The 20,275-nt window shown below is 73.1% G+C and carries 18 protein-coding genes; 3 read left to right on the top strand and 15 right to left on the bottom strand.

Annotation, left to right across the window (positions count from 1 at the left end; translation table 11 throughout):
• Positions 1–2 precede the first annotated feature (2 nt).
• Positions 3–602, bottom strand: coding sequence for a ribosome maturation factor RimP (rimP, locus tag IO40_RS0110975; protein ID WP_016470167.1), 600 nt, complete (start codon positions 600–602; stop codon positions 3–5).
• A gap of 344 nt (positions 603–946) precedes the next feature.
• Between rimP and IO40_RS0110970 the strand changes: the two genes are divergently transcribed.
• The 3 genes from IO40_RS0110970 (at position 947) to IO40_RS0110960 (ending at position 3,189) form a co-directional block, all read left to right on the top strand.
• On the top strand, positions 947–1,633 hold the full coding sequence (locus tag IO40_RS0110970; protein WP_031175335.1) for a hypothetical protein: 687 nt from the start codon (positions 947–949) through the stop codon (positions 1,631–1,633).
• Positions 1,630–2,109, top strand: a complete 480-nt coding sequence (locus IO40_RS0110965) for a ferritin-like domain-containing protein (protein WP_016470165.1) — start codon at positions 1,630–1,632, stop codon at positions 2,107–2,109. The genes IO40_RS0110970 and IO40_RS0110965 overlap by 4 nt, the downstream gene beginning before the upstream one ends.
• Positions 2,110–2,235: 126 nt before the next feature.
• A complete protein-coding gene (locus tag IO40_RS0110960) occupies positions 2,236–3,189 on the top strand; it encodes an aminoglycoside phosphotransferase family protein (protein WP_016470164.1) in 954 nt (317 codons plus the stop codon).
• Between the two features lie 123 nt (positions 3,190–3,312).
• Here IO40_RS0110960 and IO40_RS0110955 read toward each other — a convergent pair whose 3' ends face one another.
• The 14 genes from IO40_RS0110955 to IO40_RS0110890 all read right to left on the bottom strand — a co-directional run bounded on the left by IO40_RS0110955 (position 3,313) and on the right by IO40_RS0110890 (position 20,007).
• A complete protein-coding gene (locus IO40_RS0110955; protein WP_016470163.1) occupies positions 3,313–5,022 on the bottom strand; it encodes a proline--tRNA ligase in 1,710 nt (569 codons plus the stop codon).
• A gap of 97 nt (positions 5,023–5,119) precedes the next feature.
• The gene (locus IO40_RS0110950) at positions 5,120–5,686 is read right to left on the bottom strand and encodes a GNAT family N-acetyltransferase (RefSeq protein ID WP_016470162.1); all 567 of its coding nucleotides are present in this window, start codon (positions 5,684–5,686) and stop codon (positions 5,120–5,122) included.
• Positions 5,687–5,788: 102 nt separating this feature from the next.
• Positions 5,789–6,634 carry a GNAT family N-acetyltransferase gene (locus IO40_RS0110945; protein WP_031175334.1) on the bottom strand — a complete coding sequence of 282 codons (846 nt, stop codon included), beginning with the start codon at positions 6,632–6,634 and terminating at the stop codon, positions 5,789–5,791.
• A gap of 368 nt (positions 6,635–7,002) precedes the next feature.
• Entirely contained in the window at positions 7,003–8,160 is a 1,158-nt protein-coding gene (ispG, locus tag IO40_RS0110940) for a flavodoxin-dependent (E)-4-hydroxy-3-methylbut-2-enyl-diphosphate synthase (RefSeq protein WP_016470160.1), read from the bottom strand.
• Between the two features lie 174 nt (positions 8,161–8,334).
• Positions 8,335–9,639, bottom strand: a complete 1,305-nt coding sequence (locus IO40_RS0110935; protein WP_016470159.1) for a M50 family metallopeptidase — start codon at positions 9,637–9,639, stop codon at positions 8,335–8,337.
• Complete coding sequence (gene dxr, locus IO40_RS0110930; protein WP_031175333.1) at positions 9,636–10,934, bottom strand: 1-deoxy-D-xylulose-5-phosphate reductoisomerase; 1,299 nt, start codon at positions 10,932–10,934, stop codon at positions 9,636–9,638. Before dxr ends, IO40_RS0110935 begins: the two co-directional genes overlap by 4 nt.
• A 183-nt stretch (positions 10,935–11,117) precedes the next feature.
• Complete coding sequence (locus tag IO40_RS0110925; RefSeq protein WP_031175332.1) at positions 11,118–13,043, bottom strand: acyl-CoA dehydrogenase family protein; 1,926 nt, start codon at positions 13,041–13,043, stop codon at positions 11,118–11,120.
• A 233-nt stretch (positions 13,044–13,276) separates the two neighbouring features.
• A complete protein-coding gene (locus IO40_RS0110920) occupies positions 13,277–13,966 on the bottom strand; it encodes a response regulator (protein ID WP_016470156.1) in 690 nt (229 codons plus the stop codon).
• A 21-nt stretch (positions 13,967–13,987) separates the two neighbouring features.
• Entirely contained in the window at positions 13,988–15,265 is a 1,278-nt protein-coding gene (locus IO40_RS0110915; RefSeq protein ID WP_041968445.1) for a sensor histidine kinase, read from the bottom strand.
• Between the two features lie 322 nt (positions 15,266–15,587).
• On the bottom strand, positions 15,588–15,734 hold the full coding sequence (locus IO40_RS37570; RefSeq protein WP_016470154.1) for a hypothetical protein: 147 nt from the start codon (positions 15,732–15,734) through the stop codon (positions 15,588–15,590).
• A gap of 144 nt (positions 15,735–15,878) precedes the next feature.
• Complete coding sequence (locus tag IO40_RS0110905; protein ID WP_031175331.1) at positions 15,879–16,643, bottom strand: phosphodiesterase; 765 nt, start codon at positions 16,641–16,643, stop codon at positions 15,879–15,881.
• A gap of 246 nt (positions 16,644–16,889) precedes the next feature.
• The gene (locus IO40_RS0110900) at positions 16,890–17,834 is read right to left on the bottom strand and encodes a phosphotriesterase family protein (protein ID WP_016470152.1); all 945 of its coding nucleotides are present in this window, start codon (positions 17,832–17,834) and stop codon (positions 16,890–16,892) included.
• Complete coding sequence (locus IO40_RS0110895; protein WP_033228722.1) at positions 17,831–18,421, bottom strand: TetR/AcrR family transcriptional regulator; 591 nt, start codon at positions 18,419–18,421, stop codon at positions 17,831–17,833. Before IO40_RS0110895 ends, IO40_RS0110900 begins: the two co-directional genes overlap by 4 nt.
• A 131-nt stretch (positions 18,422–18,552) precedes the next feature.
• Positions 18,553–20,007, bottom strand: coding sequence for an aldehyde dehydrogenase family protein (locus IO40_RS0110890; protein WP_016470150.1), 1,455 nt, complete (start codon positions 20,005–20,007; stop codon positions 18,553–18,555).
• Positions 20,008–20,275: the final 268 nt, after the last annotated feature.

Here is a 20,275-nt window from a genome sequence, read left to right as displayed (position 1 = left end):
GGCTACGCCTCCTCCTCGTTCTCGTCGTCGTCTGCGGTCGGGTCGGCCTCGGCCGCTGCTGCGGATTCGGCGGATGCGGCGTCCTTCGCCGCGGACGCGGGCCGCGGCTGCTGCGCGGCCTTGCGGTTGAACTCGATCTCGACCCGCGCCTTGGCGATCTCGTCGAACGCCAGCCTGCGGGTGGTGGGCTTGCGCCCCTTGACGCCGGGCACCTCCAGGTCGACGCCCTCGTCGTCGACACCGGTGATCCTGGCCGTCAGCTCGCCCCCGCCGGCCTCAGGCGTCAGCTGCGCCTTGATGAGCCGGCCGGTGGCCCTGCGGTAGTGCCGCTGCTCGGTCAGCGGACGGTCGGCCCCCGGCGAGGTGACCTCGAGCACATAGGGGGCGCCGCCCATCGCGTCGGTCTCGTCGAGCACTTCGGAGAAGGCACGGCTCAGTTCCGCGCAGGTGTCCAGCTGGACCCCGTCGTCGGCGTCCACGACGACGCGCAGCACGCGCCGCTTGCCTGCCGGGGTCACTGCGATCTCTTCGAGATCCAACCCCCTCTTGCTGACGAGCGGTTCCAGCAGTCCGCGCAGCCTCTCGCTCTGGGTGGTGCTCATCCGGGTGACTCCTCGGCCGCGTGTGCAGTTGTTGGGGGGCCTCGTGACAGGGGCGTGTCGCCGCCCAAGCCTATCGCCTGTGGCGGACTGCGCCGACCCGGTCGCCGAACGCACGACCGTCGGGCACCGAGGGGCGGCCCCGCGGTGGCGCCGTGCCCGTCCGGCTGTGCGGCGTTGGGTGTACGGCCGGGGCGGGGCAGGGGTGCCGCGGCGGCGTGGCACGGCGGTCCGGGTACCCTCGCGTGGCGGTGACCGGCGCTGCGCGGCGCTCACAGGATGGGGCGGAACCGACGCGGATCCGCCCGTCCGGCGCCGCCCCCTCCATCCATGTCCAGGGAGTGCACATGTCGCTCACGCCGTCACCGGCGGCGGTACGGCCACGCCGCAGGTCACTGCTGACCGGCGCGCTCGGCGCCACCGGAGCGGCCCTCGGGCTGCCACTGGCCGCCGGCTGCTCCGGCGGGGAGAGCGGCGGCACCGCCGACGCGGAACGCTCGGACGCGGCCCGGCGGCTGCGCGGGCGCACCGCGCGCGACAGCGAGAAGCTGCTGGCCCGCTACGACGGGACAGCCCAGGTGCACCCCTCGCTCGCTGCGCGGCTGCGTCCGCTGCGCGAGGAGGTCACCCGCCATGCGCGGGTGCTGCGCGGCGCCGAGACCGGCACCGGCTCACCCTCCCCCTCGGCCTCCGGCACGCCGGGCGGCCGGTCGCCCTCCCCCGCTCCCGGCGGCCCTCGCTCCCGGCAGCCGGGGCCGGCGGCTTCCACGCCCGCCGGGAAGCCGCCGCGCCCCGACACGGCGTCGGTGCCCCGGGACGCGAAGGAGGCGCTGAGCGCACTGGCCCGGGCCGAGCGGCGGCTGGCCGGCGACCGGAACAAGGCGCTGGGCGACGCCCCGCCCGCCCTCGCCCGGCTGCTGGCCTCCATAGCCGCCAGCGGAGCCGCACACGGCTATCTGCTGGACGAACTGGGCAAGGACCCCGACGGTGGGCAGAGCAGGGGCGAGCGTGGCGAGGAGGCGGGAGGACGATGAGCGAACTGGCCGCCGTACAGGCCGCCTTGCGGGCCGAGCACGCCGCCGTCTACGGCTACGGAGTCGTCGGCGGACGGATCGAGGAGAGCCGCAGGAAAGAGGTCCGCGAGTGCTACGACGCGCACCGCGCCCGCCGCGACGCGCTGCGCCGCACCGTCCGCGCCCTGGGCGGCGAGCCGGAGCCGGCCGCCCCGGCGTACGCACTGCCGTTCGCCGTGCCCGACAGTGACGCGGCCGTACGGCTCGCGGCCCAGTTGGAGGACCGCATCGCCGGGGTGTACGCCGACCTGGTGCGGGCAAGTGAGGGAACGCGGCGGCGCGAGGCCGCCGGCGCGCTGCGCGAGGCCGCGGTCCGCTCCGTGCGCTGGAAGGGCAGCGGCGTGGCCTTCCCCGGTCTCACCGAACTGGGAGCCGGCGAAGCACCGGCCGCGCCCTCCGGAGCACCCGGCGGCTCGAACGCCCCCGACGCGCTGTGACCCCTCGCCGCCGTACGCACGCCCGCCGCGTGCGGAAAGAGCTGCTGACGAGCCGCTGACAGAGACTCGCCGGGCCACCGGGCCCGGCCGAGCTGACGCGCAGAGCTGAAGAAAGGCCCGCCCCGGATGGCTTCCGTGCTGCCCCTCGACCCCCCACAACGGCTGGTGCGTGCCGTGACGGCGCAGCAGGGCGCCGCAAGCGCCGACGCCGCGCGCACGTGGCTGGAGGGGCTGCCCGCCCTCCTGGAGCGGTGGCTGGAGCGCTGGGAGCTGACGGCGGAGCGTCTCGTGACACCCGGCGGACGCGGCAGCCTGGTGGTGCTCGTCCGGCAGGCGGACGGGACGCCCGCCGCCTTGAAGCTCCTGGCGCCCGACGGCGGGCCCGCGCCGGTGCGGGCCCGCCGCGAGCACGAGACGCTGACCGCCTGGCACGGGCTGGGCGCGGTGCGCGTCCTGCGGGCCGCGCCGGAGGAGGGCGTACTGCTGCTGGAGAGGCTGCGCAGCGAGGTGTCGCTGCGGTCGCTGCCGGAGGCGAAGGCGACGCTGGAGGCCGTCTCCGTCGTCCGCCGCCTGTGGGTGCCGCCGCCCGCCCAGCACACGCTGGAGACCGTCGCCGAGCACACCGCGTCCGAGGCCGCACTGATGCGCACGACGGTGCCGCCGGACGCCGAACCCCTGGTGGCAGCCGCTCTCGCAGCGCGTGAGGAGATGCTGGCGTCCGCACCGGAGGCGGGCCCGGTGCTGCTGCACGGTGACTTCAGACAGGGCGCCGTGCTGGCCGCCGCCGCGCCGGAGGGGCGCGCCCGCTGGCTGACCGTCGGGCCCGATCCGCTGGTGGGCGAGCCCGCCTACGACCTGGCGCGGCTGGTGCGGGACCGGCTGCACGATCTGATGGCCTCCACCGGCGCCGCTGCCGCCACCCGCCGCCGCGTCAACAAACTCGCCGACTCCCTGGACGTGCCCGGCGAGCGGGTACGCCAGTGGGCGCTCTACCGCGCGGTGGAGTCCGCCTGCCGCCAGCACGCCACGGGGAACCGCCCGGACGCGGAGATGCTGCTGGAGTTCGCCGCCTGGCTGTGACGGCACCCGTCCGGTGGCCGCGACAGCAGCGCCCGCCCGCCGTACCGGGGACCGGACGGCGGACGGGCGACGGGCGGGCCGGACCATCCCGGGGGCGTGCGCCGGCCCCGGGCGGTCCGGACCTCAGGCCTGGGTGAGGCGGGCGACGGCCTCCTCGATCGGCAGCTCCTCCCGCTCGCCGCTGCGGCGGTCCTTCAGCTCCACACGGCCGTCCTTGATGCCGCGCCCGGCGATCAGGATGGTCGGCACGCCGATCAGCTCGGCGTCGGTGAACTTCACACCCGGGGAGACGCCGGCACGGTCGTCGACCAGGACCCGGACGCCCGCCTCGCCGAGCTGCTCCGCGATCTCGAGCGCCGCCTCCGTCTGCTGGGCCTTGCCGGCGGCGACCACGTGGACGTCGGCCGGGGCGATCTCCCGGGGCCAGCACAGACCGTGCTCGTCGGCGGTCTGCTCGGCAAGGGCCGCCACCGCGCGCGAGACGCCGATGCCGTAGGAGCCCATGGTGACGCGGGCCGGCTTGCCGTCCTGGCCGAGCACGTCCAGCTCGAAGGCGTCGGCGTACTTGCGGCCCAGCTGGAAGATGTGGCCGATCTCGATGGCGCGGTCCAGCTCGATGCCGGCGCCGCAGTTCGGGCAGGGGTCGCCGGGCTCGACCACGACGACGTCCAGGTACTGGTCCACCTCGAAGTCACGGCCGCACACCACGTTGCGGGCGTGCTTGCCCTCCTTGTTGGCGCCGGTGATCCAGGAGGTGCCGGGGGCCACCCGCGGGTCGGCCAGGTAGCGGAAGGCCTTGCCCGCCATGCCGTCCTGCGGGCCGATGTAGCCGCGCACCAGGTCCTCGCGGCCGGTGAAGTCCTCGGCGGTGACCACCTCGACCGTGGCCGGCGCCAGGTGCTCGGCGAGCTTGCCCAGGTCCACCTCGCGGTCCCCGGGGACGCCGACGGCGGTGATCTCGCCGTCGACCTTCACCAGGAGGTTCTTCAGGGTGGCCGAGGCGGGGACGCCCAGGTGCTCGGCGAGCGTCTCGATGGTCGGGGTGTCGGGGGTGTCCAGCTCCTCGACCGGGTCGTGCCCCTCCACGGACGAGGGCGCGACGGTGACGGAGACGGCCTCCGTGTTGGCCGCGTACCCGCACTCGGGGCACTGCACGTAGGTGTCCTCGCCGGCCGCCGCCGGGGCCAGGAACTCCTCCGACGCGGATCCGCCCATGGCGCCCGAGATGGCCGACACGATCCGGTAGTCCAGCCCGAGGCGCTCGAAGATGCGCTGGTAGGCGGCCCGGTGTGCGGCGTAGGAGGCGGCCAGGCTCTCGTCGGACACGTCGAAGGAGTAGGAGTCCTTCATGGTGAACTCACGGCCGCGCAGGATGCCGGAGCGCGGACGGGCCTCGTCCCGGTACTTGGTCTGGATCTGGTAGAGGATGACCGGCAGGTCCTTGTAGGAGCTGCACTGGTCCTTGACGACCTGGGTGAAGATCTCCTCGTGCGTGGGGCCGAGCACGTAGTCGCCGCCCTTGCGGTCCTTGAGGCGGAACAGCAGGTCGCCGTACTCCTCGTACCGGCCGGTGACCTCGTAGGGCTCCTTCGGCAGCAGGGCGGGGAGCAGCACCTCCTGGGCGCCGATGGCGTCCATCTCCTCGCGGACGACGCGGGTGACGTTCTCCAGCACCTGCTTGCCGAGCGGGAGCCACGTCCAGATACCGGCTGCGGCACGGCGGACGTACCCGGCGCGCACCAGCAGCTTGTGGCTCAGCGTCTCGGCGTCGGCCGGGTCGTCACGCAGCGTCTTCAGCATCGACCGGGACAAACGCTGGACACGGGCTGCCATGGGGACTCCTGCTCGGGGCTGTACTCGCGACATTCGACGGAACTCCGTCGCCTCGGAGCCTATCCGCCCCGACCGACAGCACGGAAACGCGAGCCCGTCATCGCCGCAGCGGCAGCCACGCGCCCATCACCGCGTAGGGCTGCGGCGCCGAGGGGAACTGCACGCGACGGGCCAGGTCGCGGTAGCCGAGTGAGCGGTAGAGGGCGCGGGCCGGGCTGTCGGTGTCCAGCGCGGACAGCAGGGAGCGGGGCTCGGCGGCGGCGTCCGTGAGGCGGGTGATCAGGCCGCGGCCGATGCCCCGGTGCTGGAAGGCGGGGTGGACGTGGAGTTCCGTGATCACGAACGAGTCGTCCAGCCAGCCCTCGGTGCCCTCCTGCCGCAGATACGGCTCGACCACGGTGGACCACCACTGGGAGCGGTCGTTGGGCATGCCGTAGACGAAGCCGACGAGCCGGTCCCCCTCCGTGGTGGCGCCCAGCGCTCTGGCGCCGGGCGTCGACATGTGGCGCAGCACGATGTGCCGGCGAACGCCGATCTCCTCGTCGGTGAGGCCGAAGGCGACGGCCTGGACGGCGAGGGCTTCGTCGACGCGGGCCGACAGGTCGAGCGGCCCGGTGACCACTTCCCGGGGATCCGGGAGCTGTCCCCCGGCTGTGTGCGGCATGGCCGGGAGGCTACTTGCTCGACCGTGCCCGCGCGAAGAGGCCCCGCGACGCAGGGTGCCCGCCCGGTGCCGCACGGGGACGGCGGGCACCGGGGAGCGCGCTCAGAACAGGATGCTGGCGAAGGCGCCGACCTCGCGGAAGCCGACACGGCGGTAGGCCGCCCGCGCCGGGGCGTTGTAGTCGTTGACGTACAGGCTCACCAGCGGGGAGAAATCCCGCAGCGCGTACTCCAGGACGGCGGCCATGCCCGTCTCGGAGAGGCCCTCGCCCCGCCGGTCGGGGGCGACCCAGACGCCCTGGATCTGGCAGGCCTCGGGGGTGACGGCGCCGATCTCCGCCTTGAAGACCACCCGGCCGTCCTCGATACGGGCGAACGAGCGCCCGGTGCCGACGAGTTCGGCGACCCGTGCCTGGTAGATGAGCCCTCCGTCACCGGCCAGCGGGGAGACGCCGACCTCCTCGGTGAACATCGCCACGCAGGCGGGCAGCACCACTTCCATCTCGCTCTTGGCAACCCTGCGCACCAGCGGGTCGGGGGTCACATCGGCGGGCATCCGGTCGGCGACCATCAGCGGCTGGTGGGCCCGCACGTCGCGGGCGGGGCCCCAGTACGGCTCCAGCAGCTCCCACAGGGCCATGGTGGGGCCGGCGGGGCCGACGACGGACGAACAGCGGCGGCCCTGGCGGCGGGCCCGGTCCGCGAACGCGCGGACGGCCTCCGGGCCGGCGCACAGCGGGACGAGGTTGGCGCCGCTGTAGCACAGCGACTCCAGCCGACCGTCCCGGTACCAGCCCCACATCTCGCCGCCGAGCCGCCAGGGGTCGAGGCCCGCGCTGCGCACCCGCGCCGTGACGAAGGCGTTGTTCACCGGTTCCCGGCGCAGAAGGGCGAGCGCTTCCGGCAGCTCGGCCGGTTCGACGACCTTCGTGGAGGTGGTGCTCAACAACAGTCTCGGCGCCTCACCGTGCGGCCCGCAGGCGTACAGAACGATCTGTTGGCACTGTACCTGGGGCCAGAACATAACGCGCCCCGCACGGCTCAAGGGGCGGCAGGGCGTGCCCTCCCGGCGCTCTCCCCCGGCCTCCTGGCGCCGGGGCTCCGGGCGGGGAGGCCGTCGTCCGTGCGGAGTCCACCGCGCGGAGCGGTCCGCGCGGTGGACGGAAGAGCCCGGCAGAGGCGTCGCGGGGCCGTCGCCGGGGCGGACGGCCCCACCGGGAGAGACGGGCGCGCCGTCGCGGCGGACGGCCCCCACACGGAGAGGGCCCCCACGAGAGACCCGCCGTCGCAGCGGACCGTCCCCACGAGGAGACGGGCTCAGCCGGCCGTCGTCACCACGGGCTCGCCCGAGGGGACGCCGTCCTTCTCCATCTGCTCGGCGATCTTCATGGCCTCTTCGATGAGGGTCTCGACGATCTTGGACTCGGGGACGGTCTTGATGACCTCGCCCTTGACGAAGATCTGGCCCTTGCCGTTGCCGGAGGCGACACCCAGGTCGGCCTCGCGGGCCTCGCCGGGCCCGTTGACGACGCAGCCCATGACGGCCACGCGCAGCGGCACCTCCATGCCCTCCAGACCGGCGGTGACCTCGTCGGCCAGCTTGTAGACGTCCACCTGCGCCCGGCCGCAGGAGGGGCAGGAGACGATCTCCAGACCGCGCTGGCGCAGGCCCAGGGACTCCAGGATCTGGATGCCGACCTTGACCTCCTCGGCAGGCGGCGCCGAGAGGGAGACGCGGATCGTGTCGCCGATGCCCTCGCTGAGCAGGGCACCGAAGGCGACGGCCGACTTGATGGTGCCCTGGAAGGCGGGGCCGGCCTCGGTGACGCCCAGGTGGAGCGGGTAGTCGCAGCGCTGGGCCAGCAGCCGGTAGGCGTTGACCATGACGACCGGGTCGTTGTGCTTGACCGAGATCTTGATGTCCTGGAAGCCGTGCTCCTCGAACAGGGAGCACTCCCACAGCGCTGACTCGACCAGCGCCTCGGGGGTGGCCTTGCCGTACTTGGCCAGCAGCCGCTTGTCGAGGGAGCCCGCGTTGACACCGATGCGGATGGGGGTCCCGGCCGCGGAGGCCGCGTTGGCGATCTCCTTGACCTTGTCGTCGAACTGCTTGATGTTGCCCGGGTTGACGCGGACCGCCGCGCACCCGGCGTCGATCGCCTGGAAGACGTACTTCGGCTGGAAGTGGATGTCGGCGATCACGGGGATCTGCGACTTGCGGGCGATCGTGGCCAGCGCGTCGGCGTCGTCCTGGGTCGGGCACGCCACCCGGACGATCTGGCACCCGGAGGCCGTCAGCTCGGCGATCTGCTGAAGCGTCGCACCGATGTCCGAGGTGCGGGTCGTGGTCATGGACTGGACGGAGACGGGCGCGTCCCCGCCCACCGCGACCGTGCCTACCTGGATCTTCCGGCTGACCCTCCGGTCGGCGAGCTTGGCCGGAACCTCCGGCATTCCGAGCGAAATCGCTGTCATCAGCGTGCAACCCCAACGGTGTCGTTCAAGTCCCGGGTTCGCGGGCTCCAGAGCTTCGAGATTACGGCACCGGCCTCGCGCCCAGCACATCGATGCCCGGAAAACGCCACGAGGGGCGACGCCCGCGCGGAGTACGCGCGGGCGTCGGTGCGTGCCGTCCGGGGCGCGGGGCGGCTAACCGGTGAGTCTGACCGGGTTGACCACGTCCGCGACCAGCACCAGCAGGGTGAAGCAGAGGAACACACCGGCGACCACGTAGGCGACCGGCATGAGCTTCGCCACGTCGAAGGGGCCGGGGTCGGGGCGCCGGAAGACCTTGGCCAGATTCCTGCGCAGCGACTCCCACAGCGCCCCGGCGATGTGCCCGCCGTCCAGCGGCAGCAGCGGCAGCATGTTGAACAGGAACAGGCTCAGGTTGAAGCCGGCGACCAGGAAGAGCATGGTGGCCACCCGCTGGCTCGGCGGGATGTCGAGGGAGAAGACCTCGCCGCCCACCCGGGCCGCACCGACCACCCCCATGGGCGAGTCCTGCTTGCGCTCGGCGCCGTCGAAGGCCGCGTTCCACAGGTCGGGGATCTTGCCCGGCAGGTCGACGAGGGCCTGGACGCCGTTGCGCATCATGTCGCCCATGCGGTCGACGGCCTGCGGAAACGACTGCTGCACGACGCCGCTGGCCGGGGTGAAGCCCAGGAAACCGGCGGTCACGTACTCGTCCGGCACGTAGCCGCCGTGCCCGTCGGTCTTGGCGACCTTGTTCTCGATCAGGTCGGCGTGCAGCGTGCGGCGGGTGCCGTCGCGCTCCACGGTGAGGGTGGCGGGCCCGGTGGTGTCCCGGATGTGCTGCTGGAGGGTGTCCCAGTCCTCGACGGCCTTCCCGTCGAAGGAGACGATCTTGTCGCCCGGCCGCAGGCCGGCCGCCTCGGCCGGGGAGTCCTTGGCGCCCTTGGGGCACTTGTCGGTCTGCGCCGAGGCCGGGATCACACACTCGGAGACGGTGGAGACGGTCGTGGTCTGGGTGTTGATGCCGAAGGTCATCAGCACCGTAAGGAAGATCACCACGGCCAGGATCAGGTTCTGGAACGGCCCGGCGAACATCACGATGACGCGCTTCCACGGTTTGCGCGTGTACAGCATCCGGTGCTCGTCGCCGCGCTGGAGCTCCTCGTACGCCGCGGCGCGCGCGTCCTCGATCATGCCGCGGAACGGCGAGGTGGAACGCTTGCGCACGGCGCCGTCGTCGCCGGGCGGGAACATGCCGATCATCCGGATGTAGCCGCCGAGCGGTACCGCCTTGATGCCGTACTCGGTCTCGCCCTTGCGCCTCGACCAGATGGTGGGTCCGAAACCCACCATGAACTGCGGCACACGGACGCCGAACATCTTCGCCGTGGTGAAGTGCCCCAGCTCGTGCCAGGCGATGGAGAAGAGCAGGCCGACGACGAAGACGACTATGCCGAGGATGGTCATGAGCGTCGTCATGCGCGGGCCTCCGCTGGTGCTGTGGCGGATCGTGCTGCCGCCAGTTCACGGGCGCGGGCGCGCGCCCAGGTCTCTGCGGCGAGGACATCGGAGAGGGTCAGCCCGGTTCCGTCCGGGCTGCCGTGCTCCTCGACCACAGCCGCAACCGTATCCACGATGCCTGTGAACGGCAGCCTCCCGGCCAGAAACGCCTCGACGCACTCCTCGTTCGCCGCGTTGAAGACGGCCGGCGCCGTACCGCCCAGCGCACCCACATGGCAGGCCAGCGGCACGGAGGGGAACGCCTCCTCGTCCAGCGGGTAGAAGTCCCAGGACATGGCCTCGGTCCACGAGAAGACGGGACCGGAGTCGGGCACCCGTTCGGGCCAGCCGAGGCCCAGCGCGATCGGCAGCCGCATGTCCGGCGGGCCGCACTGGGCGAGGGTGGAACCGTCGGTGAACTCCACCATCGAGTGAACGGCCGACTGCGGGTGCACCACGACCTGGATGCGGTCGAAGGGGATGTCGTACAGCAGGTGCGCCTCGATCACTTCGAGGCCCTTGTTCACCAGGGTGGCCGAGTTGATCGTGATGACCGGGCCCATGTCCCAGGTGGGGTGCGCCATCGCCTGCTCGGGGGTGACCCCGGCCAGCTCGGCCCTGCTCCGCCCCCGGAACGGCCCGCCGGAGGCGGTGACCAGCAGCTTGCGCACCTCGGCGCGGGTGCCGCCCATCAGCGCCTGGAAGAGCGCCGAGTGCTCGGAGTCGACCGGCACGATCTGGCCCGGCTCGGCCACGGCACGCACCAGCGGACCGCCCACGATGAGCGACTCCTTGTTGGCGAGCGCCAGCACCCGGCCGGCCTTGAGCGCCGCCAGGGTGGGGGCCAGGCCGATGGAGCCGGTGATGCCGTTGAGCACGGTGTGGCAGGGGGAGGCGGCCAGCTCGGTGGCGGCGTCGGGGCCCGCCAGGACCTCGGGCAGCGGCTCCCCCGCTCCGTAGGCCCCGCGCAGTGCCTCACGCAGTGCGGGCACCGCCTCCTCGCGGGCCACGGCCACCGTACGGACACGGAGCCGGTGCGCCTGCTCGGCCAGCAGTCCGATCCGGCTGCCGGAGGCGGCCAGCGCGGTGACCCGGAACCGGTCGGGGTTCTTGAGCACCACGTCGACGGCCTGGGTGCCGATCGAACCCGTCGAGCCGAGGATCACGATGTCGCGCGGGGCTCCCGCTTCCGACGCGGCGCCGGCTCCGCTGCCGTTGCCGGGGGTGACGGTGCCGGAATAGCGCAGATGCGGATCAGCGAGGGAGTCGGTCATGCCCCCATTGTGTCCGCTCCGTGGACGCGCCCGGACAGCGCACCGGTTGCGGGGCCCGGTGCGCACCGGCCGAGGGGGCGCACCGCGAGGGTGCACGGGGGCGCGCGAGGGGGGCGGGAAGGGGGCGGCCGGCGGCCGGGGCGCCGCTCCGGCGGTGCCGGCGGCCCGCCGGCAGGCGGGTCTTCAGGGGATGCGCCGGTGGACGTTGCGGCGGGCCGTGGGGCCGGGGGCGGCCTCCGCGATCCAGGGCCCTTCCGTGGAGGGGTCGACGACGCCTTCCTCCAGCCAGGTGTAGGCACCGTCCAGGACGCCGCGGACGACCTTGCGGTCGAGGTCGTCGGTGTTGCTCCACAGACGGCCGAAGAGTTCCTCGACGCGGATGCGCGACTGGCGGCAGAACGCGTCCGCCAGCTGGTGGGCGGCCTGCCCGTCGCCGCCGTCACGGCGCAGCTTCTCGGCGCGCACGCAGGCGGCACTCATCGCGAACAGTTCGGCGCCGATGTCCACGATCCGGCCGAGGAAGCCCTGTTTGGTCTCCATGCGGCCCTGCCAGCGCGACATGGCGTAGAAGGTGGAGCGGGCCAGTTTGCGGGCCGTCCGCTCGACGTAGCGCAGGTGCGGGGCGAGGGCACCGAACTCGGCGAAGGCCCCCGGCAGCCGGCCGGGGCCGACGACCAGCTTGGGCAGCCAGGTGGCGTAGAAGCCGCCCGCGGCGAGCGCGGCCCTGCGCTTGTCGGCGAGTGACGTGTCCGGGGCGATGAGGTCGCCGGCGACGGACAGGTGGGCGTCCACGGCCTCCCGTGCGATCAGCAGGTGCATGATCTCCGTCGAGCCCTCGAAGATGCGGTTGATCCGCAGGTCGCGCAGCAGCTGTTCGGCGGGGACTCCGCGCTCGCCCCTGGCCGCCAGGGACGCGGCCGTCTCGAAGCCCCGGCCGCCGCGGATCTGCACCAGTTCGTCGGCCATCCGCCAGGCCATCTCGCTGCCGTACAGCTTGGCCAGCGCCGCCTCGATGCGGATGTCGTTGCGCTCCTCGTCGGCCATCTGGGAGGACAAGTCAAGCACCGCCTCCAGCGCGAACGTCGTCGCGGCGATGAAGGCGATCTTGCTGCCGACCGCCTCGTGCTCCGCGACGGGCCTGCCCCACTGGACCCGCTCCCGCGACCACTCGCGGGCGACCTTCAGACACCATTTGCCCGCGCCCGCGCAGGTGGCGGGCAGGGAGAGCCGGCCGGTGTTGAGGGTCGTCAGCGCGATCCTGAGCCCCGCGCCCTCCGGGCCGATACGGTTGGCGGCCGGTACCCGGACCCGGTGGAGGCGGGTGACGCCGTTCTCGATGCCGCGCAGCCCCATGAAGGCGTTGCGGTTCTCCACGGTGATGCCCTCGGAGTCGCCCTCCACGACGAACGCCGTGATGCCGCCCTTGTGCCCCTGGGCCGCCCGCGGATCGCCGGGCTCCGGTTCGGGGACCCGCGCCATGACCACGAGCAGATCGGCCACCACCCCGTTGGTCGTCCACAGTTTGACCCCGTCCAGCACATATGTGTCCCCGTCGGGCACGGCCGTGGTGGCCAGCCGTGCCGGGTCGGAGCCCACGTCGGGTTCCGTCAGCAGGAACGCGGAGATGTCACTGCGGGCACAGCGGGGCAGGAAGGCGTCCTTCTGCTCCCGGGTGCCGAACAGTTTCACCGGCTGCGGCACGCCGATCGACTGGTGCGCGGACAGCAGCGCGCCCACTGCCGGACTGGCCGAGCTGACCAGGGCGAGCGCCTTGTTGTAGTACAACTGGGTCAGTCCCAGACCGCCGTACTCGGTGCCGACCTTCATGCCGAGCGCCCCGAGTTCCTTCAGCCCGGTGATCACCTCGTCGGGGATGCGGGCCTCCCGCTCGATGCGCTGCCCGTCGATGCGGGTCTCCACGAAGCGGCGGAGCGCGGCGAGGAACTCCTCCCCCCGCGCGGCGTCCTCCGGCGCGGGTTCGGGGTGGGGGTGCAGCAGATCGAGGCGGAAGCGGCCCAGGAACAGCTCTTTGGCGAAGCTCGGCTTGCGCCAGTCCTTCTCCCGGGCTTCCTCGGCGACTTCGCGGGCTTCACGCTCGGAGACGGTCATCTCGCTCACCTCGGAACGGTGTGGAGGCGGTGCGCGGAGGGCGTCGCCGGTGGCCGTGCGCGCCATCGGCGTACGTTCCGGCGTACGGTGTCCGGCCGGCCGGTACCACGCGGATCCGTACCGGCCGGTGCTACTCGGACGTATGTACCCGTTTCCCCCGGGGGCGTATCAGACCGCTCGCGACGAGCGCGCATACGGCGGCTCCGGGCCCGTACCCGGCCGACCGGGAGGGCTCACGTCCGGACGCCGCCCGGTGTGCCGTTTCCCGGGGTCACCAGGCCCGTCTCGTAGGCCAGGACGACCGCCTGGGCGCGGCTGCCCAGGTCGAGCTTGGCCATGGTCCGGTTGAGGTGCGTCTTGACGGTCGATTCGCTGATGACCAGCGTCTCGGCGATCTCCGGATTGGACAGACCGCCCGCGACCAGCCGCAGCACGTCCAGTTCGCGGCTGGTGAGCACGTCCAGCGTCTCCGGTCGCGGCTTGCCGGCGTCGGCCCGGGGCGCGTACGCCTCGATCAGCCGGCGGGTGACGCTCGGCGAGAAGAGCGTGTCGCCCTGGGCGACCGCCGCGATGGCGGCCAGCAGCCGCTGCGGCCCGGTGTCCTTGAGGAGGAAACCGCACGCCCCGGCGCGCAGCGCGGCATAGACGTACTCGTCCAGGTCGAACGTGGTCAGCACCAGGATCCTGGGGCGCGGCTCAGCGCTCTGCTCCAGGATGCGCTCGGTGGCGGTGATACCGCTCGTGCCGGGCATCCGGATGTCCATGAGGATGACGTCGGGCCGCTGTTCGGCGGCCAGCCGCACGGCCTCGTCACCGTCGGACGCCTCCCCGACGACCTCCATGCCCGGTGCCGCGCGCAGCAGCGCGGCCACCCCCGCCCGGATGAGTACCTGGTCGTCGACGACGAGCACCCTGGTCGTCACCGTGTCCCCCTCGTGCCGCTGTCAGGCGGGGAGGATCAGCCGCACCTCGAATCCGCCGCTCGCCCGTGGGCCGGCCTCCAGCCGGCCACCGTAGATCCTGGCGCGCTCCCGCATCCCAATCAAGCCGTGCCCGCCCTCGGGCGGCGGGGCGGGCACGTGGCGACGAGCGGCGGCGGAGCCCTCCGTGCCGCCCCTGCCGCCCGCCCGGGTTCCGGCCCGGCCGCCGTCGTCGCTGACCGTCACGGTCAGCCTGCGGGGTTCGTAGGCGACGGTGACCGCCGCCCGGGCCGGGTAGGCGTGCTTGAGCACGTTGGTGAGCGCTTCCTGGACGACGCGGTAGGCGCACTGTCCGGCGCCGGGCGGCAGGTCGCGGGGCTCGCCGGTCACCGTGCACGTGACGGGCACGCCCGCGCCGCGGACCCGCTCGGCCAGCGCGGGCAGCTCGTCCAGGCCGGGGGCGGGCCCGAACTCCTCCTCGTCCTCCGAACGGTGGACCAGCCGGGCCTCCTCGTCGCCCGGGCGGTCGCCGCCCTCCACGCGCAACACGGCCAGCAGCCGCCGCAGTTCGGCCAGCGCCTCGGTCGAGGTGTCGGATATGGTGCCCAGCGCGCCGCGGGCGGTCTGCGGGTCCGAGTCGAAGACGTAACCGGCCAGCCCCGCCTGCACGGAGATGACGGACATGTGGTGCGCCACCACGTCGTGCAGCTCGCGGGCGATGCGGACCCGCTCCTCGGCGACGGCGCGCCGCTCGGCCCCGGCCCTCTCCCGGCGCAGCTGCCGGGTGAGGTCGGCCAGCTCCACGTTGCGCTGCGCCGACTTGCGGGCGAGGTGCCCGAAACCGCAGATGACCGAGGTGTACAGCAGGCTCTGGCCGAGCACGGTGGCCCAGGAGCTCTCCTGCCCCGTCATCCCCGCGAAGTTCCACACCCCGGCGAGCAGCAGCGCGCACAGCACTGCCTGGCGCAGGGGCCGTTGCGCGGCAACCGTGTAGAGGGCCAGCAGCGGCCCGAGAGTGTTGACGACCGGCCAGTAGTCGAGAGCGACGTAAACCGTCCACACGGTGAGCACGGCGACGCACAGGACGACCGGGTTGCGGCGGCGCACGACCAGCGGCAGATTCACCGCACAGGTCAGCAGCACACCCGGACCGTCCAGGCCCGACCAGCCCTGCGGGGTGCGGTCGTGACCGAGGAGCAGGCTGACGGCCGTTATGGCGAGCGCGATGGCGCTGTCGTACGCCCACGCCGGTACGCGTTCCGCCGCGCGCCGCAGCTGGGTCCGGGCCGTCGTGCTCCGCATCGTGGCAGCGTAGCCAGGGCCGCAGGCGCCCGGCATCCACCGGGCGCGCTGTGCGCGCGGGGCTCCGTCTACCGCGCTGGTACGAGATTCCGGGCCGGCTACCGCAGAAGGACAGGTTCCACTTACTGCTCTGCGGTGACGACCGGCAGCCCGCGCCCGCGTACCTTCTCTTGCCAGGAGAGCGCCACGTTCCCGGGGACGGGGGCCGGGTCACGGCCAGGGGGAGACCGTGGCCCGGAACAGCCCGGGAGCGTGGCACTGTTCGCGCCCGTACGGCCTCACAGCCGGTTCCGCCCACCGCCCTTGCAGCCGGTCCGAGCCGTCACGGCGCGCCCTCCCGCGGGGGTGCGCCGTACCCGGCCGGCATCAGCACTACGAAGAGGATCATCAGCAGCAAGGCCGTGGCCGCCACCACGACGACGAGCGTGCTGCCGATGCGACGACGCTCCCACTGGTCGCGCAAGGACATCGGTCACCCACCTCCCTGCCGGGCGACCCGCCGTGCCGCGCTCCGAGCCCGTCCACGGTCTTCCCGGCAGCCAGGACGCCGGCGCCGTCGCACGCGAGTGCCCCGTAAGAGCGTTCCCATGCAGGTTGGGTGGAAGACCCTGCCTCACGGAACGACGCGGAAATGAGTCGTCAGCCGGCCGTTCTCGTGGACGTGGTAGGCGAGCATGGGAGGCAGTTCGTAGTCCATCGGCCCCGCCTCCTGCTCCTCCCAGGGCATCCGGAGCGTCGAGACCACTCCGGGCGCCGCCACCAGCGGAACCCCGGCGAAGGTGGTGACCGCGGGAGTGTGGCTGTGGCCGCACAGCAGCCCCGCGACCTGGCGGTGCCGGCCCACGACCTCGGCCAGACGGTCCTCGCCGAACTGCCGGATCTCGTCCACGTACTGGACGTGCAGCGGAACGGGCGGATGGTGGAAGCAGACGAAGGCGGGCTCGTCGTCCGGCGTCCGTGCCAGCGTCTCGTCGAGCCAGGCCAGCGTCCCGTCGTCGAGACGACCGTGCCCCTTGCCGGGCACGCTGGAGTCGCACATCAGGAAAGTCGCCCCCGGCAGCCGGTGCACCTGGTTGACCGGTGCGGGATCGGCCGGGTCGCCGCCCAGCAGCACCTGCCGGTAGGGGCCGCGCACATCGTGGTTGCCCGGGCACAGCAGCGGGCGGATGCCGTACGTGTCGAACAGCTCGGCGGCCAGCCGGTATTCGGCCTCCGTCCCGTGGTCGGCGACGTCTCCGGTGAGCAGCACGGCATCGAGGGCGCCGGGGAGCCCGGCCAGCCGGGCCAGCACACGCTCGGTGCGTTCACGGGCGCGGGCACCGCCGTCACCGCGGTCCTGGCCCAGATGTATGTCGCTGATCTGTGCGAAGGCGAACATTCGGTGGTGTTCCTCCTGTCGGGTCGGCCGCTGTGGCGTCGTGGGCGCTCGGGCGCATGGTGATCGGCGGGTGAGCGCTGGGGCGCTATGGGTGCCGGGAGCACTGGGGCGCTATGGGTGTTGGGAGTTCTGTTGCGGGGACATACGGGGCTGGGGCGCACGGGTGCTGGGTGCACGGGTGTCGGGTGCACGGGTGTCGGGTGCACGGGTGTCGGGTGCACGGGTGTCGGGTGCACGCTGCCGTGGTCAGTGCTTCCAGTGGGCGGCGAACGCCCGTGCGGGGTTGTCCACGAAGATCCGCCGCGCCGGCTCGGCACCCAGTTCACGGACGATCCGCGGGCGGAGCGCCCGTGTCACATGGGGAACCCCCGTCTCGTCCCGTGCCGTTGCCGTGACGGTGTCCCCGCCCAGCAGCAGCCGGTCGGCGTACCCGTGCTCCGCCAGTTCCGCGAGGCTGTCCAGCAGTCGCCAGTCCGTCGCATGATGGGCGCGCGAGGGGCCGTCGAAGACCAGCCAGGCACCCGACCGCGCCGCCTCCCGTTGCATCCGCACATCCGGGCAGCGCCCCAGGTGCCCGAGGAGCACACTGGACGGCGGCACCTCCAGCCGGTCGCACAACAGGTCGAGCACCTCGACGGCACCCGTCCCCAGCTCCAGATGGACGGCGACCGGCGCCCCCGTCGCGTGGTGCGCCTCAGCCGCCGCCGTCATGGTCCGCCGCGCATGGGGGCCGATCCCGTGGAAGTCCCCCGCGACCTTGATCAGCCCCGCGCGGGGCCCCTGGCCGCAGACGGCGCCGCGCACCCCGTGGCTCACCTCCTCCACGAAGAGCTCCGCGAGATCGGCGGGCGGCTGCCGGTCGTAGTGCACCGCCTGGTGCAGTCCGGTCGCGGCGACGACATGGACGCCGGTGCGCCGGGAGAGCTCCGCCAGGGCGCCCATGTGGCGGCCCATCCCGTAGGGCGTCCACTGCACGAGGCCGCCACCGCCGTGCGCGGCGAACTCCCGCAGCTGCCGTTCGGCCGCCGCGCTGTCCGCCAGTTCCTCGCCGGGCAGCCGGGGAGTACGCAGGAAGAGATGATCGTGGCTGTCGCAGACGCCCAGCCGGTCACCGGGTATGTCGCCCAGGACGGTGCGGACGGTGGGCGCCTCCGTCGCGGGACGGCCGCGCGGTGCGGGGGCGCGCGTCATGACGCAGGGGTGGTGCGCGCCGCGTGGGCGTCCAGCAGGGCGAGCAGGCCGTCCGCGGCCTCGTGGAAGGGCCCGGGCTCACCGGCGGACCGGGCGAGCACGTAGCCGCCCTGGACCACGGCGACGATCGCCGCGGCCGTCCCGGCCGTGTCGAGTCCGGGGCCGAACTCCCCGCCGGCGCGGCCCTCTTCGAGCACGTCGGCCAGCCGGCCGCGCAGCCAGGTGAACGTCTCGGCCAGGGGGGCGCGCAGTTCCGGGTCGGCGACCACGTCGGGGTCCTGGGCGAGCCCGCCGACGCGGCAGCCGCGCAGTACCTCCCGTTCCCGCTCCAGATAGGCGCGTACGCGCTCGCGTGCGCTGCCCTCCCGGGCCAGAACCGCATCAGCGGCCTCCCGTACCTGGGCCGCGCTCCGGCGCACCGCCGCCCGCGCCAGATCGGGTTTGCCCCCGAAGTGGTGGTACATGCTGCCCTGGCCGGCGCCTGCCCGCTGCTGGATGGCGCGGGGGCTCGTGCCCACGTAGCCGCGTTCCCACAGCAGTTCCTGTGTGGCCTCGACCAGCCGCCGGGCCGTGTCCGTACCGCTCATGCACGTACTGTACATACTCATAGGTACAGCCGGTGGGCGACCGCCGGGGACGCCGCTGCCGGGCACCCCGGAAGGTGCCCGGCAGCGGGAGAGGCGGTCCCCGGTGCGACGGCCGAGGGCTCAGTGAGGGATCACAGGTCGAGGCCCGTGAGGACCATGACCCGCTCGTAGGTGTAGTCCTCCATGGCGAACCGCACGCCCTCGCGGCCCACACCCGACTGCTTGACACCGCCGTACGGCATCTGGTCGGCACGGTAGGACGGCACGTCACCGACGACGACACCGCCGACCTCCAGCGCCCGGTGCGCCCGGAAGGCCGCCTGCACGTCGTGCGTGAACACGCCCGCCTGGAGGCCGTACTTGGAGTCGTTGACGGCGGCGAACGCCTCCTTCTCGCCGTTCACCTTCACGAACGACATGACGGGGCCGAACACCTCCTCGCAGCCCAGCTGGGTGTCGGCCGGGACGTTCTCCAGCACCGTCGGCGCCACGCTGGCGCCCTCCCGCGTACCGCCGGTGAGGACCTTCGCCCCGCGGGAGACGGCCTCCTCCACCCACGACTCGACCCGGCGGGCCGCGTCCTCGCTCACCAGCGGGCCGACATCCGTGGCCTCGTCGGACGGGTCACCCGTCTTGAGCGCCTCCACGGCCGCCACCACCTTGGGCACCAGCCGGTCGTAGACGGCGGCGTCCGCGATGACACGCTGCACCGAGATGCAGGACTGACCCGCCTGGTAGTTGGAGAACGTCGCGATACGCTGCGCGGCCCACTCCAGGTCCTCGTCCGAGGAGTAGTCGGCCAGCACGACAGCCGCGCCGTTGCCGCCCAGCTCCAGCGTGACCCGCTTGCGCGGGGCGGAGTCGAGGATCGAGAAGCCCACCGGCGCCGACCCGGTGAAGGAGATGATCGGCAGGCGCTCGTCCTGCACCAGCCCCGGCATCTGGTCGTTCGGCACCGGCAGCACCGACCAGGAGCCGGCGGGCAGCTCCGTCTCCGCCAGCAGCTCGCCCAGCAGCAGCCCCGACAGCGGCGTGGCCGGCGCCGGCTTGAGGATGATCGGCGTACCGACGGCGATGGCCGGGGCGACCTTGTGGGCACACAGGTTGAGCGGGAAGTTGAACGGCGCGATGCCCAGCACCGGGCCGTAGGGGAAGCGGCGGGTGAGCGCCAGCCGGCCCGTGCCGCCCGCGTCCGAGTCGAGCCGCTGGGCCTCGCCCCCGTTGAACCGGCGGGCCTCTTCCGCCGCCCAGCGGAACACCGAGATGCAGCGGCCCACCTCGCCGCGCGCCCACTTCATCGGCTTGCCGTTCTCCGCGGAGATCAGCCGGGCGATCTCGTCGGCCCGCTCCTCCAGCCGCCGGGTCACGTGATCGAGAGCGGCGGCCCGCACGTGGGCCGGGGTGGCGGAGAACTCGTCGGCGACCGCGGCGGCAGCGGCCACGGCCTCCTCCACCTGCGCGGCGGTGGGAATGCTGACGCTCCCGACGTGCCTGCCGTCCCAGGGCGAGGTGACATCGAGCGTGCCGTCGCCGGTGACCTTGCGGCCGGCGAGCCAGAAGCCGTGAGGGGAAGTCGCTGTCGTCACTGCGGATCGCCTTCCGGATGCGGGGAGAATGACTCGGTTTCCGCCTCCACCGTAGGGCCTGCCACCCCGCCCGCTTCTTGTGCGGTACGGAGCACTCCCCGACCGGCGTGCTACGGAATGTCCCTGTACGGCGGACCGCGACACGCCTGCGCGGCGGACAGCGTTGTGTCCGCACCGGGCACAGTGGTGCGGCTGTTACGGCAGGGCCAGAGTCTGCTTGCTTGCCGGGCCGTGGCGCCCCTGTACGGCAGAGCGCGACCTGCCCGCT

It is taken from the genome of Streptomyces albus subsp. albus (genome assembly GCF_000725885.1).
GTDB lineage: Bacteria > Actinomycetota > Actinomycetes > Streptomycetales > Streptomycetaceae > Streptomyces > Streptomyces albus.
This window is presented reverse-complemented; position numbering and strand designations above follow the sequence as displayed.

Excerpts from the sequence above, each read along its gene's own strand:
- rimP (WP_016470167.1), bottom strand. The coding sequence starts at position 602 with ATGAGCACCACCCAGAGCGAGAGGCTGCGCGGACTGCTGGAACCGCTC.
- IO40_RS0110970 (WP_031175335.1), top strand. The coding sequence starts at position 947 with ATGTCGCTCACGCCGTCACCGGCGGCGGTACGGCCACGCCGCAGGTCA.
- IO40_RS0110965 (WP_016470165.1), top strand. The coding sequence starts at position 1,630 with ATGAGCGAACTGGCCGCCGTACAGGCCGCCTTGCGGGCCGAGCACGCC.
- IO40_RS0110960 (WP_016470164.1), top strand. The coding sequence starts at position 2,236 with ATGGCTTCCGTGCTGCCCCTCGACCCCCCACAACGGCTGGTGCGTGCC.
- IO40_RS0110955 (WP_016470163.1), bottom strand. The coding sequence starts at position 5,022 with ATGGCAGCCCGTGTCCAGCGTTTGTCCCGGTCGATGCTGAAGACGCTG.
- IO40_RS0110950 (WP_016470162.1), bottom strand. The coding sequence starts at position 5,686 with ATGCCGCACACAGCCGGGGGACAGCTCCCGGATCCCCGGGAAGTGGTC.
- ispG (WP_016470160.1), bottom strand. The coding sequence starts at position 8,160 with ATGACAGCGATTTCGCTCGGAATGCCGGAGGTTCCGGCCAAGCTCGCC.
- IO40_RS0110935 (WP_016470159.1), bottom strand. The coding sequence starts at position 9,639 with ATGACGACGCTCATGACCATCCTCGGCATAGTCGTCTTCGTCGTCGGC.
- dxr (WP_031175333.1), bottom strand. The coding sequence starts at position 10,934 with ATGACCGACTCCCTCGCTGATCCGCATCTGCGCTATTCCGGCACCGTC.
- IO40_RS0110925 (WP_031175332.1), bottom strand. The coding sequence starts at position 13,043 with ATGACCGTCTCCGAGCGTGAAGCCCGCGAAGTCGCCGAGGAAGCCCGG.
- IO40_RS0110915 (WP_041968445.1), bottom strand. The coding sequence starts at position 15,265 with ATGCGGAGCACGACGGCCCGGACCCAGCTGCGGCGCGCGGCGGAACGC.
- IO40_RS37570 (WP_016470154.1), bottom strand. The coding sequence starts at position 15,734 with ATGTCCTTGCGCGACCAGTGGGAGCGTCGTCGCATCGGCAGCACGCTC.
- IO40_RS0110905 (WP_031175331.1), bottom strand. The coding sequence starts at position 16,643 with ATGTTCGCCTTCGCACAGATCAGCGACATACATCTGGGCCAGGACCGC.
- IO40_RS0110900 (WP_016470152.1), bottom strand. The coding sequence starts at position 17,834 with ATGACGCGCGCCCCCGCACCGCGCGGCCGTCCCGCGACGGAGGCGCCC.
- IO40_RS0110895 (WP_033228722.1), bottom strand. The coding sequence starts at position 18,421 with ATGAGCGGTACGGACACGGCCCGGCGGCTGGTCGAGGCCACACAGGAA.